This is a genomic window from Halorubrum sp. SP9, assembly GCF_005435015.1.
In the GTDB taxonomy this organism is placed as follows: domain Archaea; phylum Halobacteriota; class Halobacteria; order Halobacteriales; family Haloferacaceae; genus Halorubrum; species Halorubrum sodomense.
In genome coordinates, this window is the sequence record NZ_SGXU01000010.1 from 78251 (window position 1) to 93105 (window position 14855).

The 14855-nt window shown below is 69.5% G+C and carries 14 protein-coding genes; 11 read left to right on the forward strand and 3 right to left on the reverse strand.

Annotated elements, in window-relative coordinates:
• The first annotated feature begins 120 nt into the window (after window positions 1-120).
• Entirely contained in the window at window positions 121-1092 is a 972-nt protein-coding gene (locus EXE45_RS07980) for a transcriptional regulator (RefSeq protein ID WP_137694007.1), read from the forward strand.
• A 72-nt stretch (window positions 1093-1164) separates the two neighbouring features.
• Here EXE45_RS07980 and minD read toward each other — a convergent pair whose 3' ends face one another.
• A complete protein-coding gene (gene minD / locus EXE45_RS07985; RefSeq protein WP_137694008.1) occupies window positions 1165-2655 on the reverse strand; it encodes a cell division ATPase MinD in 1491 nt (496 codons plus the stop codon).
• Window positions 2656-2832: 177 nt separating this feature from the next.
• On the opposite strand from minD, the gene ahaH reads away from it, so the two are divergent.
• From ahaH to EXE45_RS08035, 10 genes are all read left to right on the forward strand, one after another.
• Window positions 2833-3189 (forward strand): ATP synthase archaeal subunit H, encoded by a 357-nt coding sequence (gene ahaH / locus EXE45_RS07990; RefSeq protein WP_092920692.1) that lies wholly within the window; start codon window positions 2833-2835, stop codon window positions 3187-3189.
• 4 nt (window positions 3190-3193) lie between these two features.
• Window positions 3194-5407: a V-type ATP synthase subunit I gene (locus EXE45_RS07995; protein ID WP_137694021.1), complete on the forward strand. Its 2214-nt coding sequence runs from the start codon at window positions 3194-3196 to the stop codon at window positions 5405-5407.
• Between the two features lie 204 nt (window positions 5408-5611).
• The gene (locus tag EXE45_RS08000) at window positions 5612-5866 is read left to right on the forward strand and encodes a hypothetical protein (protein WP_092920694.1); all 255 of its coding nucleotides are present in this window, start codon (window positions 5612-5614) and stop codon (window positions 5864-5866) included.
• A gap of 21 nt (window positions 5867-5887) precedes the next feature.
• Entirely contained in the window at window positions 5888-6466 is a 579-nt protein-coding gene (locus EXE45_RS08005) for a V-type ATP synthase subunit E (RefSeq protein ID WP_092920695.1), read from the forward strand.
• Complete coding sequence (locus tag EXE45_RS08010) at window positions 6463-7509, forward strand: V-type ATP synthase subunit C (protein WP_092920696.1); 1047 nt, start codon at window positions 6463-6465, stop codon at window positions 7507-7509. Before EXE45_RS08005 ends, EXE45_RS08010 begins: the two co-directional genes overlap by 4 nt.
• Window positions 7506-7835, forward strand: coding sequence for a V-type ATP synthase subunit F (locus EXE45_RS08015; RefSeq protein WP_137694009.1), 330 nt, complete (start codon window positions 7506-7508; stop codon window positions 7833-7835). The genes EXE45_RS08010 and EXE45_RS08015 overlap by 4 nt, the downstream gene beginning before the upstream one ends.
• Window position 7836: 1 nt before the next feature.
• Window positions 7837-9600, forward strand: coding sequence for an ATP synthase subunit A (locus tag EXE45_RS08020; protein WP_137694010.1), 1764 nt, complete (start codon window positions 7837-7839; stop codon window positions 9598-9600).
• 2 nt (window positions 9601-9602) lie between these two features.
• Window positions 9603-11024 (forward strand): V-type ATP synthase subunit B, encoded by a 1422-nt coding sequence (locus tag EXE45_RS08025; RefSeq protein WP_092920698.1) that lies wholly within the window; start codon window positions 9603-9605, stop codon window positions 11022-11024.
• 138 nt (window positions 11025-11162) lie between these two features.
• Window positions 11163-11861 (forward strand): V-type ATP synthase subunit D, encoded by a 699-nt coding sequence (locus tag EXE45_RS08030; RefSeq protein WP_092920699.1) that lies wholly within the window; start codon window positions 11163-11165, stop codon window positions 11859-11861.
• 121 nt (window positions 11862-11982) lie between these two features.
• Window positions 11983-12399, forward strand: coding sequence for a DUF6276 family protein (locus tag EXE45_RS08035; RefSeq protein ID WP_092920700.1), 417 nt, complete (start codon window positions 11983-11985; stop codon window positions 12397-12399).
• 479 nt (window positions 12400-12878) lie between these two features.
• On the opposite strand, the gene EXE45_RS08040 is transcribed toward EXE45_RS08035, so the two are convergent.
• Both EXE45_RS08040 and EXE45_RS08045 read right to left on the reverse strand, forming a co-directional pair.
• A complete protein-coding gene (locus tag EXE45_RS08040; protein WP_092920701.1) occupies window positions 12879-13232 on the reverse strand; it encodes a hypothetical protein in 354 nt (117 codons plus the stop codon).
• 91 nt (window positions 13233-13323) lie between these two features.
• Window positions 13324-14829, reverse strand: coding sequence for a stage II sporulation protein M (locus EXE45_RS08045; protein ID WP_092920702.1), 1506 nt, complete (start codon window positions 14827-14829; stop codon window positions 13324-13326).
• Window positions 14830-14855 lie beyond the last annotated feature (26 nt).

The following is a 14855-nucleotide window of genomic DNA, read 5'->3' on the forward strand; positions in this document are numbered from 1 at the left end:
GGCCCCGGTCGAGTATTTAACCGTTTCCCGTGCCGAACGCGGAAAATCGCAGGCGGGCGGCAGTTTCGTCGGGAGGGGAACGACACAACGCATATATACGCCGAGCCGCTTGTTTCGGCTATGTCCCGGACTGCGCTCATCGGGAACGTCACCGCGATGCTGGAGGACGCGGGGTTCCTCGTCAGCGACCGGTGTGCGGTCCGGCCCAAGAGCTTCGACGTGGCGGCCCGCCGCGACGAAGACCTCCTCCTCTTGAAGATCCTCGGTAACGTCGACGCGCTCGACGCGGAGACCGGCGCGGAGATGCGCCGGCTCGGCGAGTACCTCAGGGGAACGCCGATGGTGATCGGGATCCGAACCCGCGACGAGGAGCTGAAGCCGGGCGTCGTCTACTTCAGGCACGGCGTGCCGGTGATCAACCCCGACACCGCCTACGACCTGTTCGTCGAGGGGATGCCCCCGCTCATCTACGCGGCGCCCGGCGGGCTGTACGTCAGCCTCGACGGCGACCTGCTGGCCGACGAGCGCGAGGAGCGCGGCTGGTCGCTCGGCCGCCTCGCGAACGAGCTGGGCGTCTCCAGGCGCACCGTCTCGAAGTACGAGGACGGGATGAACGCCTCCATCGAGGTGGCGATCCAGCTGGAGGACCTGTTCGACCAGCCGTTCTCCAGCCCGGTCGACGTGCTTGAGGGCGCGGACGACGTCCGAGACGCGGAGCCGACGCCCTCGGCGCCCGCGGCCGACCCCGACGACGAACACGTCCTGGGCGTGCTCACGAGCGCCGGCTTCACCGTCCACCCGACCGCCCGCGCGCCGTTCAAGGCCGTCTCAGAGGACGAGGACAGCCCCGCGACGCGCGTGCTCACCGGCCACTCGGCGTTCACCGCCGCGGCCGAGAAGCGCGCCCGGATCATGTCCTCCATCGGCGAGGTGGCACAGACCCGGTCGGTGTACTTCACCGAGGAGGACGAGAAGCGCGAGTCCGTCGACGGCACCGCTCTGGTCTCCTGCGAGGAGCTCGCGTCCGTCACCGACCCCGAGGAGATCCGCGAGCTGATCCGCGACCGCGCCCGCGTTCCCTCGGAGGCCTGACGGCGTCGCCGCGGTCCGACCGATTCCCGCTGCGCCGGCTACCCGCTCGACGAGTCGCGGCCTCGCCGCTCCCTACCGACCGAAGAGCCGGCTGAAGAACCCCCCGCTCTTCTCCTGTTCCTCCTCGTCGCTCCGGGGGTCGGCCGCTTCGGAGGGCTCGGGATCGGTTCGGTCCGCGTCGTCGGCGTCCGGGGACGACTCGGATCCGTCGTTCCCCTCGTCTTCCCGGTCCTCGTCGGACAGCACGGTGTTCATCGTCCCGGTGTCGTCGTCGCGGAACGGGATGCTGCCGGCCAACTCGTCCTCGACGTCGTCGCCGGACCCGGTCTCGCCGGTCGCCGTCCGCGCGGTCTCGTCCGCATCGGGAATCGGGGCCGGTTCCGCGTCGCTCTCCTCCGCGTCGCTCTCGGCTGCGTCCTCGTCGCCCTCCGCTGCGTCGCTCTCGGCTGCGTCCTCGTCGCCCTCACCGGCGGTCGCCGCGGCCGATTCGCTCGCCGTCTCGTCGCCGTCGGCGGCGGGACCTCCGTCCGCGTCCTCGTCCGTGTCATCGTCGGTCGGTTCGCTCTCGCTCGCGACGATGATGTCCTCGCCGTCGCCCGGCTCCGTCACCCCGGTCGCGTCGGGGTCCGCGACGATTATCTCGTCGTCCTCGGAGGCGGCCTCGCCGTCCTCGGAGGCCGCCTCGCCGTCGCTTTCGTCGGTGGTGCGTTCGTCGTCGGCCTCCAGCTCGTCCGCGTCCGCTCGTTCGCCCTCCCCCGCCTCGTCGTCGGTCGCTTCCGGTTCGGCCTCGCCGTCGTCGTCTCCGTCGCCCCCGTCTCCGGCACCGCCCGCGGCGTCGGCCGCGGGTTCGTTGAGCCCGGTGCCGTCGATACCGGTTCCCGTCAGGGCCCGGGCGAGGTCGCGATACGCCCGCGTCGCCGGCGCGTCGGGCGCGACGGCCAGCAGGGGTCGGTTCGCCGCCGCGGCCCGGGGCACGGCCTCGTCGTCGGGGATCCGGCCGAGGATCGGGGCGTCGAGCAGCGCCGTGACGACCTCGTCGGCGTCGTCGGTCACGCGCGTGATCGCGGCGCCCGCGACGGTCCCGCCGAGGCGCTCGGTCAGCTGTCGGGTCTTTTCGGTGTCGCCGAGGGCGCTCCGCTCCGGCGTCGAGACGAGCAGCGTCTCGTCGGCGACCGCGAGCGGCATCGTCGAGTCGTGGGAGAGGCCGGCGCCCGCGTCGACGAACACGAAGTCGGCGTCACCGAACGCCTCGACGACCCGGCGGAGCCCGGACGGGTCCGCGGCCGCGTACGCGTCGAGGTCGGCCGCCCCCGGGACGACCCGGAGGCCGGACGCCCCCTCGCGGACCGCGTCCTCCGGGTCTGCCTCGCCGGTGAGGACGTCGTGGAGGGTGGTCTCGCCGGGGGTCACCCCGACGACGCCCGCGAGGTTCGCCATGCCGAGGTCGGCGTCTATCGCGACGACGTCGGCGCCCGACTCCGCCAGAACCGTCGCCAGCGCCGCGGTCGTGGTGGTCTTCCCGACGCCACCTTTCGCCGACGCGACCGCATACACCGTTGCCATACGGTGAGGGTCCGGCGACTGCTACTTAAATGTAGGCGGCGGCGACCGGATCCGACCGCCGGGTCGGACGCGTTCCGGACGAGATCCGTCCGGAATCGCCCCGGTATCTCCGCGAAACCCCGCGGGCTTTCGCAAACACCTTATACGTCGCTTGTGGAGTTTCAGGCGATTAGTAGCATGGCGAGACCAGAGGTGCTCAACTCGATCAAGCAGGCCGAACGGGAGGCGGACGAGATCATCGCGACGGCGGAGTCGGACGCCGACGAGCGCCTCGCCGAGGCTCGAGAGCGCGCGGACGAGATCCGCGCCGAGGCCGAGGAGGAGGCGGAGGCCGAGGCCCAAGAGCGGCTCGAAGCGGCCCGCGAGGAGATCGAAGAGCGGCGCGAGGAGATCCTCGAATCGGGGCGTAACGACCGCGACGAGCTCGAACGCGAGGCCCGCGAGCGCGTGGACTCGGCCGTCGACTACGCCGTCGAACGGTTCGAGGAAGCGGTGAACCAACAGGCCGAGGAGGCGGTGGATGCTCAGGCCTGAGCGGATGAGCCGGGTGTCGGTGACGGGATCGAAGCGCGTCATCGACGACGTCATCGAGGCGGCGTACGCCCACCACTCCCTACACGTCACCGACTACGACGACCGGTACGAGGGGTTCGAGCCCGGGACCTCGCTCGAGGGCGCCGAGACCGTCAACGAGCGGCTCGTGACGGTCCGGTCGCTCGAGAGCATCCTCGACGTCGAGGCCGACGACGCCGACGTCGCTCGGTCGCTCGACGACGACGAACTCGAGGCCGAGCTCGACCGCGTCCGCGAGCGAGTCAACGAGCTCAACGACGAGCGCGACGAGCTCCAGGCCGCGATCCGCGACCGGCAGGAGGAGATCGACCGGATGGAGCCGTTCGCCGAGCTCGGGATCGACCTGGAGTACCTGCGCGGCTACGACTCGGTCGAGGTCGTCGTCGGCGAGGCGAAGGTCAGCGCCGTCGAGGCGGCGCTCGAAGACGCCGAAACGATAGGCGCCTTCGACGTCTTCGCCGGCGGCGACGTGGTCGCCATCGTCGCGCGACCGACCGACCCGGACGCCGAGGGCGTCGTTCAGGACGCGCTCGTCGGCGTCGACATCGCGCTGCTCGACGTCCCCGACGCGGACGCGAGCCCCGAGGAGTACGTCGCGGAGCTGGAGGCCGAGCAGGCCGACCTCCGCGACGAGCTCGACGCCGTCGAAAGCGAGCTCGACTCGGTGAAAGAGGAGGCCGCCGGCTTCCTGTTGCGCGCCGAAGAGCAGCTCACCATCGAGGCCGAAAAGAAGGAGGCGCCGCTCTCCTTCGCGACGACGGAGAACGCCTTCGTCGCCGAGGGGTGGGTGCCGACCGAGACGTACCCCGACTTCGAGGCGGCCGTCGTCGACGCGGTGGGCGATCACGTCGAGGTCGAGGAGCTCGAACGCGCCTCCTTCACCGCCGACGGCGACCACCACGCCGAGCCGGTCGACGACGAGACCGGCGGGGCGGAGGCGTCCGACTCTCCCGCCGCAGACGCCGAGGACGCGACCGCGGAGCGCGAGGCGGCCACCGACGGCGGCCACGCGGCGCACGGTTCCGACGACCCGCCGGTCGTTCAGGACAACGGCGGCGCCGCGGGACCGTTCGAACTGCTCGTTCAGGCGTTCGGGCGGCCGAGGTACTCGGAGTTCGACCCGACGCTTCTGGTCTTCCTGACGTTCCCGGCGATGTTCGGGTTCATGATCGGTGACGTCGGGTACGGCGCGCTGTACGCCGCGGTCGGCTACTTCATGTACACCAAGTACGACGGCTCGTTCCGCGAACTCGGCGCCGTCGCGATGTGGGCCGGCGGATTCACGATACTGTTCGGGATCTACTACGGCATCGACCTGTTCGGCTACCACGCCTACCAGCTGCTCGGGATCCACTGGCCGGTCGAGGGGAAGGGCCTCTCGCCCGCCGACCTCGACTGGGGCCTCTCGTTCCTGGTCGTGAGCGTCGTGTTCGGCATCGTTCACCTCAATATCGGACACGTCCTCTCGTTCGTGCGCACCCACCAGCAGCACGACCTCAAACACGCGATCTACGAGGGGGGATCGTGGCTGCTGATCCTCAACGGCGCGTGGATCTGGATTTTCAGCCAGCACGTTCCCGGTCCGAAGCCCGACTTCCTGTTCGACGCGGTCTCGGTCCTCACCTTCGGCGCGGTCTCGTTCAGCGGGTTCCCGGTCGTCGTCGGCATCGCCGGCGCCGCGGCGGCCGCCCTCGGGATCGTCCTGCTGGGAATCGGTGAACCGCCGGAGCTGGCCGAGTTCCTCTCGCCCGTCGTCAACGTCATCTCGTACGCCCGGCTCATGGCCGTCCTGCTCGCGAAGGGCGGGATGGCGCTCGCGGTCAACCTGCTCGCCTTCGGCGCGTACATCGACGACGGCGGCCAGGGGAGCTTCCACTTCATCTTCTCCGCGGAGCACCTCGCTCACGTTCAGGAGACGCCGAGCGAGGAGCTGGTCTTCGCGGGGATCACCACCGCGTTCGATCCCGCCTCCATCGGCCTCGTCGGGGTCGTCGCCCTCGTGGCCGGGATTCTCGTCGCGGTCGTCGGCCACCTCGTCGTCCTGCTGCTCGGCGTCACGTCCGCCGGTATCCAGGCCGTCCGCCTCGAGTACGTGGAGTTCTTCGGGAACTTCTACGAGGGCGGCGGGCGGGCGTACCTGCCGTTCGGCCGCGACCGGAAGTACACCCGCGAGGACTGACGGCCGGACCGACCGCCGGCCACCGTTCGGTCCCGTCGCGTTCCCCCGCGCTCGGACCCGGCACCGCCGTCGGGTTTTCGACCGCAGTAGCCCCCGCTTTCCGCCTCGTTTTCCCCGAATCCGTTCGGTCGTTTTGGGAAGCTTTATGACTCCTCTAGGGGCAAATAGCAACCGTTCGGAGACGAGCAACAGCAACTACTACCAATGTTTGAAGCTACCAACGAACTCGGGAACCTCGTACTGTCGACCGGTGGAACGCTGACTAACCCCAGTGCCGCGGCGGCGCTCGCCGTCGGCCTGGCAGCGCTGGGCGCCGGCTACGCGGAGCGCGGTATCGGGTCGGCCGCCGTCGGCGCGATGGCGGAGGACGACGACCTCTTCGTGAACGGGCTCATCCTGACGGTCCTTCCCGAGACGATCGTCATCCTCGCGCTCGTCGTCGTCTTCATCGTCGGGTAACTCTCCAGCGTTTTTCAACCAATGAGTTTGGAAACCGTCGTTGAGGACGTCGAAGATGAGGCCCGCGCGCGTGCGGAGGAGATCCGCGAACAGGCCGAGGCGGAGGCCGACGAGATCGTCGCCGAGGCGGAGGCCGACGCGGAGCGCATCCGCGAGGAGCGGCTCGCCGAGGTCGAGCGTCAGATCGACCAGGAGCGCGAACAGACGCTCTCCTCGGCGAAGCTCGAGGCCAAACAGGAGCGGCTCGGCGCTCGCCGCGACGTCTTGGAGGACGTTCGCGACGAGGTCGAGGCGGCGATCGCCGGCCTCGAGGGCGACGACCGCCGCGAGCTCACCGAGGCCCTGCTCGACGCGAGCCTCGCGGAGTTCGACGACGACGAGGACGTCGCCGTCTACACCCGCGCCGAGGACGTCGAGCTGCTCGAAGAGCTCGTCGCGGACCGCAACGCCGAGGTCGACGGCGAAGTCGACTGTCTCGGCGGCGTCGTCGCCGAGAGCGACACCTCCCGCGTTCGCGTGAACAACACGTTCGACTCGGTCCTGGAGTCCGTCTGGGACGACGAGTTGAAGAACATCTCGGAGCGGCTGTTCGACCAATGAGCGCCGCCGGCAGCTCGAACCCCGAGTACGTCGTCGCGCGGGTTCGTGCCCGCCGCGGCAGCCTCTACGGGGACGAGGAGTACCGCAAGCTCACCCGGATGGGGCCGGCGGAGATCGCCCGGTTCATGGAGGAGTCGAGCTACGGCGAGGAGATCAACGCCTTGGGGAGTCGCCACGGCGGCGTCGACCTGATCGAGTACGCGCTGAACCGGAACCTCGCCGAGCAGTTCGACGACATCCTCGACTGGAGCGAGGGGACGCTGTACGACCTGATCGCCCGGTACCTCCGGAAATTCGACGCATGGAACGTGAAGACGGTCATCCGCGGCGTCTACACCGACGCGGACCAGTCGGCCGTCGAGGCCGACCTGATCCGCGCCGGCGAGTTCGACGACCGCCGGATCCGGCGGCTGCTGGAGGCGGACTCGATCGACGGCGTGATCGAGGTCCTCGAAGACACGATCTACGGGGAGCCGCTGCGGGAGGCGTACGCCGAGTTCGAGGAGACGGGCGTGCTGGTGCCGCTGGAGAACGCGGTCGACCGCGCGTTCTACGAGCGGCTCCTCTCCGGGCTCGGCGGCGACGAGCCGACCCGGCAGTACGAGGCGTTCCTCAGGGCAGAGGTCGACTTCCGGAACGCGACGAACGCGCTCCGGCTCGCCCGCTCGGGCGCCGATATCGACCCCGCGGCGTACTTCATCGAGGGGGGCGACCTGTTCACTCGCTCGTCGCTCGCGCGGCTGGCGCAGAACCTCGACGAGCTGGTCGAGTACATCGGCGACAGCCAGTACGGCGAGGAGCTCGGGCCCGCGCTGCGCGAGCTCGAGGCGGCGGACAGCCTCATCGCGTTCGAACACGCGATCGACGGCGCGCTGTTGGCGTACGGCGACCGGCTCGGCACGATCCACCCGGTGTCGGTCACCCCGGTGATCTCCTACATCCTCGCGAAGGAGCGCGAGACGGAGAACATCCGAGCGATCGCCCGCGGAAAGGAGGCCGGCCTCTCGCCGGACGAGATCGAATCGGAGCTGGTGATAACATGAGCCAGGAGATAGCGGTCGTCGGCAGCCCGGAGTTCACGACCGGATTCCGCCTCGCCGGCGTCCGGGCGTTCGAGAACGTGCCGGACGACGAGAAGGACGAGAAGCTCGACGACGCCGTCGAGCGGACGCTCGACGACGATGGCGTCGGCATCATCGTGATGCACGACGACGACCTCGACCACCTCTCGCGGGGGACCCGCGAGGCGGTCGAGGGGAGCATCGAGCCGGTCCTCGTGACGCTCGGCGGCTCCGGCGCCGGCAGCGGCGGGCTGCGCGACCAGATCAAACGCGCCATCGGCATCGACTTGATGGAGGAAGACGACTAATATGAGCAAAGCAGACACAACCGACGCCGCGACAGACAGCGGTGTCATTCAGAGCGTGAGCGGTCCGGTCGTGACCGCCCGCGATCTCAACGCCCGCATGAACGACGTCGTCTACGTCGGCGACGAAGGGCTCATGGGGGAAGTGATCGAGATCGAGGGCGACCTCACGACCGTTCAGGTGTACGAGGAGACCTCCGGCGTCGGCCCCGGCGAACCCGTCGAGAACACGGGCGAGCCGCTGTCGGTCGACCTCGGCCCGGGGATGCTGGACGCCATCTACGACGGCGTTCAGCGCCCCCTGGACGTGCTGGAGGGCAAGATGGGTAGTCCGTACCTCGACCGCGGGGTCGACGCGCCCGGCATCGACCTCGAGGAGGAGTGGGAGTTCGAGCCCGCGGTCGAGGAAGGCGACGTCGTCGAGCCCGGCGACATCGTTGGCGTCGTCGAGGAGACGGTCACCATCGACCACAAGGTCATGGTGCCGCCGGACTACGAGGGCGGCGAGGTCGTCGCCGCCGAGGCCGGCAGCTTCGACGTCACTGAGACGGTCGTCGAGCTCGACAACGGCGAGGCGGTCTCGATGCACCAGGAGTGGCCGGTGCGCGAGGCCCGTCCCGCGAACGACAAGAAGACGCCACGGACGCCGCTGGTGTCCGGCCAGCGCATCCTCGACGGCCTGTTCCCCATCGCGAAGGGCGGGACGGCCGCGATCCCCGGGCCGTTCGGCTCCGGGAAGACGGTCACCCAGCACCAGCTCGCGAAGTACGCCGACGCGGACATCATCGTCTACGTCGGCTGCGGCGAGCGCGGCAACGAGATGACGGAGGTCATCGAGGATTTCCCCGAGCTGGAGGACCCGGCCAACGGCAACCCGCTGATGGCCCGCACCTCGCTCATCGCGAACACCTCGAACATGCCCGTCGCGGCGCGCGAGTCCTGTATCTACACCGGGATCACGATCGCCGAGTACTACCGCGACATGGGGTACGACGTGGCGCTGATGGCCGACTCCACCTCGCGGTGGGCGGAGGCGATGCGCGAGATCTCCTCCCGGCTGGAGGAGATGCCCGGCGAGGAGGGGTACCCCGCGTACCTCGCCGCCCGCCTGGCGCAGTTCTACGAGCGCGCCGGCTACTTCGAGAACATCAACGGGACGGAGGGCTCCGTCTCGGCGATCGGCGCGGTCTCGCCGCCCGGCGGCGACTTCTCCGAGCCGGTCACCCAGAACACGCTGCGGATCGTGAAGACGTTCTGGGCGCTCGACGCGGACCTGGCGGAGCGCCGTCACTTCCCGTCGATCAACTGGAACGAGTCCTACTCGCTGTACAAGGACCAGCTCGACCCCTGGTTCGAAGAGGAGGTCGCCGACGACTGGGCCGAGCGACGCCAGTGGGCGGTCGACGTGCTCGACGAGGAGACGGAGCTCCAGGAGATCGTTCAGCTCGTCGGGAAGGACGCCCTGCCCGACGACCAGCAGCTCACCCTGGAGGTCGCGCGCTACCTTCGCGAGGCGTACCTCCAGCAGAACGCGTTCCACCCGGTCGACACGTTCTGTCCGCCGGAGAAGACGTACCTCATGCTGACGACGATCCAGACGTTCAACGACGAGGCGTTCGACGCGCTCGACGCCGGCGTCCCGGTCGAGGAGATCATCGACATCGAGTCGGCCCCGCGGATTAACCGTATCGGCGTCCAAGAGGACTACGAGGAGTACGTCGAGGATCTCAAAGCCGAGATCAGCGAGGAGCTCCGGAGCCTCTACTGACCATGAAAGAGTATCAAACCATCACCGAGATCAGCGGTCCCCTCGTGTACGCCGAGGTCGACGAGGCGATCGGCTACGACGAGATCGTCGAGATCGAGACGGCACAGGGCGAGACGCTGCGCGGACAGGTGCTCGAATCCTCGGAGGACGTGGTCGCCATCCAGGTCTTCGAGGGCACCTCAGGCATCGACAGAGACGCGTCCGTCCGCTTCCTGGGCGAGACGATGAAGATGCCCGTCACCGAGGACCTCCTCGGGCGGGTGCTCGACGGTTCCGGCCGCCCGATCGACGACGGTCCGGAGATCGTGCCCGAGGAGCGCCAGGACATCGTCGGCGCGGCGATCAACCCGTACTCCCGGGAGTACCCCGAGGAGTTCATCGAGACGGGCGTCTCCGCGATCGACGGGATGAACACGCTCGTCCGGGGCCAGAAGCTTCCGATCTTCTCCAGTTCGGGCCAGCCGCACAGCGAACTGGCGATGCAGATCGCGCGACAGGCCAGCGTGCCCGAAGAGGAGGAGGGCGACGACGAGGACGGCTCCGAGTTCGCCGTCATCTTCGGCGCGATGGGGATCACCCAGGAGGAGGCCAACGAGTTCATGCAGGACTTCGAGCGAACCGGTGCCCTGGAGCGCTCCGTCGTCTTCATGAACCTCGCGGACGACCCCGCCGTCGAGCGGACGGTCACGCCGCGGATGGTCCTGACGACGGCCGAGTACCTCGCCTTCGAGAAGGACTACCACGTCCTCGTCATCCTGACGGACATGACCAACTACTGCGAGGCGCTCCGCGAGATCGGCGCGGCCCGCGAGGAGGTGCCGGGCCGACGCGGCTACCCCGGGTACATGTACACCGACCTGGCGCAGCTGTACGAGCGCGCCGGCCGGATCAAGGGCCGCGACGGCTCCGTCACCCAGATCCCGATCCTCACGATGCCGGGCGACGACGACACCCACCCGATCCCGGACCTGACCGGGTACATCACGGAGGGGCAGATCTACGTCGACCCCGACCTCAACAGCCAGGGCCTCCAGCCGCCGATCAACGTCCTCCCCAGCCTGTCGCGGCTGATGGACGACGGGATCGGCGAGGGGCTCACCCGCGCCGACCACGCGGACGTGAAAGACCAGATGTTCGCGGCGTACGCGGAGGGCGAGGACCTCCGCGACCTCGTGAACATCGTCGGTCGGGAGGCGCTCTCCGAGCTCGACAACCAGTACCTCGACTTCGCGGACGCGTTCGAGTCGGAGTTCATCGACCAGGGCTTCGAGACGAACCGCGACATCGAGGAGACGCTGGAGATCGGCTGGGACCTCCTCTCGATGCTGCCGAAGGACGCCCTCAACCGGATCGACGAGGAGTTCATCGAGGAGCACTACCGCGAGGACGACGCCGAGCGCGAAGTCGTCGAAGCGGCCGACTAACGTCTCGGCTCACTTTTCGCCGCGCAGTCGTACGTTACCCCTGAGCGGCGGCGTCGCCGCCGACGACGCGCACGCCGGCCCGCCGACCCGCCGCGTCTGAAAAGAATTAACCGCCTCGGAGCGGAACCTCTCCCCAAGATGGCCAAAGATGTCAAACCGACGCGCAAGAACCTGATGGCGATCGAGGACCGCATCGAGCTCTCCGAGCGCGGTCACGACACGCTCGAACAGAAGCGCGACGGGCTCATCATGGAGTTCATGGACATCCTCGACCAGGCGCAGGACGTCCGGTCCGAGGTCTCCGAGAACTACGAGACGGCCCAGCGCAAGATCGACATGGCCCGGGCGATGGAGGGCGACGTCGCCGTCCGCGGCGCGGCCGCGGCGCTGAAAGAACACCCCGAGATCACGACCCAGTCGAAGAACATCATGGGCGTCGTGGTCCCGCAGATCGAGTCCTCGAAGGTACAAAAGAGCCTCGACGAGCGCGGCTACGGGCTGCTCGGCTCCTCGGCGCGGATCGACGAGGCCGCCGACGCCTACGAGCAGCTGCTCGAGTCGATCATCCTCGCCGCCGAGGTCGAGACGGCGATGAAGAAGATGCTCACGGAGATCGAGACCACGAAGCGCCGCGTGAACGCCCTGGAGTTCACGCTGCTCCCGACCCTGTACGAGAACCAGGAGTACATCGAGCAGAAGCTCGAAGAGCAGGAGCGCGAGGAGATCTTCCGCATGAAGAAGATCAAAGCGAAAAAAGAGGAGGAGGAGAAGGAAGAGGCCGAAGAGGACGCCGCGGTCGCGGCCGCGGAGACCGAAGAGCCCGAGCCCGCCGACTGACGGCTCCCCGACCGATAGCCCGTCGCGCGTCGGCTCCCGAACCGCCATCACCGCTCCCGCGTCGGTCGCCGCTTCTCTCTCCGCCGTCGACTTTTACTCGGACCCGCTTGTAGCGACGAGCGTGTCCTGTCCACACTGCGACGCCGACGCGATCGCGTTCGCCGTGCCGCCGACGCTCCGTGAGCACGCCCCGGCCGACGCGGCCGCGATCTGTACTCGGTGTCTGCGGGTCGTCGCGGCCGCGGAGGCGGGCGTCGAAGGCGCGGCGGCCGAGGCGGAGATCGCGGACGGAGTGCCCGCGGATCCCGACTTCTCAGCGGTCGACCCCGCGTTCCCGTCCGGCGAGGCGGGCGTCGCGCTGGCGCTCTGCTGCGGGAAGCTGGAGTCGTTCGCGCTGAATCGGGCGTCGATCGAGGCGCTGATCGGCCACGCTGAGGGGGCGGGTGCCGACGCGTTCGCCTTCTTCGACCGGCTCGACGCGCCCGAGGCCGCGTTCGACCTCGACCGTCGGCGGGCGGCGCTCCGCGACGCGATTTAGAGCGGATCGGTTTTCGATAAAGTCGCCGTTGACGGTGGTCGTTTATAAATAAGCGACAGCGGATCGGCGGCGAACAGCTCCAAAGCCCCGGCCGCGAGGACGGCGCACACTCGTTGCGCTCCTCGCTCGTTCGCTCCGCTCACTCGCTGCGGTGTCGCCGGCGGCGGAGCCGCCGGCTTTCCGTGGCGCGTAGCGCCACGCTACTTCCGTCGCCGTGCTTCGTCCTCGCGACTGCCCCTTTGAGTCCCGCCCCGCACAGCAACCGCACCTCACGCCTCCCCAGCCTCGTCGGCAGGCCTCCGCTTCGCTCCGGCCGCCCGACTCCCTCGCGCGTGCTCCTCGCGCCCGTTGGGCGCTCGGAGGCACGCGCCGACCGCACTGTTGTTTATAAACATCGACGCCACCCGCTCTCGGATATTTAAATATCACATCGGTCGCCGCTGTCTCGGTGCTGACCGGGATCTGTCCTGGTCGCGCTGTCAGAGGTCGACGCCGTCCGGGTCGTTCCACTCGTCGTCTTCGTCGTCGCCGTCGTCTGCTTCCGTCCCGGCCGGGCCGAGGCGTTTCTCGCCTTGGCGCGACTCGTGGACGGCGAAGCCGCCGGTGCGGCCGTCGTCGCCGCCGGCGTACGGGTCCTCCTCGGGGTCGTAGTCGAGTTCGTCGCGCTCGAAGACGTACGCGAGGAAGCCGAACAGCGGGACGACGAACGCGATGAGGGCCCACTTGCGCGGGTTCATGCCGTACTTGGGCGCGTCGACGTACGCGTAGGCGGCGAAGCCGACGAGCCACGCGAGCGGGACGCCGACGAGGATGACGGCGACGAGCGGCTGCATACCGTCGCTTCGACCGCGCGGTAATAAGCGTGCGGGCGGCGTCAGCGCCCCGCTCCGGCGCCGTGGAGGGCGGGTCGGCGGTCGGCGTCGCTCACAGGAACGGCCGCCAGTAGTACGGGCTGACGAACCCCTCGATGACGGCGGCGACGCCGAGTACGATTCCGATCCCGACGGTCACCCAGAAGGCTGTCGCCAAGGCGTCGGCGAACCGCTCTCGGCTCGCGCGGCCGCGGAACGCCCGCCACGAGACGGCGCCGAGGCGGATCCCGAGCGCGCCGGAGACGACGATCGCGGGGATCTCGAAGATCCCGTGGGGGACAACGAACGCGACGAGCGCGAGGAGGTTCTCCTCGAGGGCGGCGGTGGCGCCGAGCGCGAGACCGTTGAACGCGAGCGACGAGAGCGCGGGGACGGCGAGTCCGACACCGGAGAAGGCGGTCGCGATCGCGACCCCCCAGTTGTTCCCGAAGAACGTCAGCGCCGCGACGGGCGGAACGTGACCGACCAGTCTCGCCTCGATCGAGGTCGGGACCGCCCCGGCGAAGGGGGCCGCGGCCGTCCAGCCGACCGCGCCGAATCCGACCGCTACCGCGATCGCGAGCGCGTGGTGGCCCGGCGTCGACCGCACGAACCCGGTCAGTTCGCGCCACCCGCGCCGGAGCCCCCCGCCGAGCTGGGCTCTGACGCCCGCCTCGGGCGCCGAGACGGGGTCGACCGTCCCGCGGTAGTCCCCGTACAGGGCGGTCTTCAAGAGGTCGAGCGCGGGCGCGACGACGACCGCGCTGGCGAGCGCGACCACGGCGCCGCCGCCGAGGAACGCGACGCCGGAAGCGACCGACGCGACGGCGATCAGCGCGCCGATCGCGACCACGAGGTAGGCCGCGGCGTCGACGGGGTTCGAGCGCACGAAGCCGCCCGCCCCCTCGACGCCCCCGACCACGCCGGCGTCGTCGACGACGACGGCCACCGGCGCGAACGCGAAGAGGATCCGGACGAGCGCGAGGGCGACGAAGCCGACGAGGAGGGCGGCGACCGCGACCGCGGCCCCGAGGAACGGGTTCGCGAGGAACGCCGCGCCGACCGCGAGCGACCCGAGCGCGATCACGCCGATCCAGAGGAGCAGCTCGGCGACGTACAGCCCGAGGAACGTCAGCCAGCGTGATCGTGCGCCGGCGATCCCCCCGACGAGTCCGCGCTCGTCGCGGAGGCTCGCGGCGACGGCCGAGAGCTGACCGGCCGAGATGACGGTGTACGCGACCACGGCGAGGACGACCGTGACGAGCACGCCGGCGGCGAACAGGACCGCGACGGTGGGCGTCAACAGCGGTTCGAACGCGGGGGTCAATCCCTCCGCCCACGCCCGGAGCGCCGCCGGATCCTGGGTCTCCGGCGGCGGTTCGATCCCGCCCAGCGCGTCGCGAGCCGCCGCGAGCCGACCGGTCAGTTCGAGGTGGAGGTAGATCCCGGCGAGCGCGGCGAACGTTCCGAGCCGGGCGATCACCGGCACCGCGGTGCCGAGGAGGTAAAAGGGGAGGACGTCTGCGGGGCGTCGGCGGAGGGTCGCTGTCGCGGCCGTGACGGCGGCGGAGAGGTCCATGTTCCCCGATCGGTCGTCCGATACTT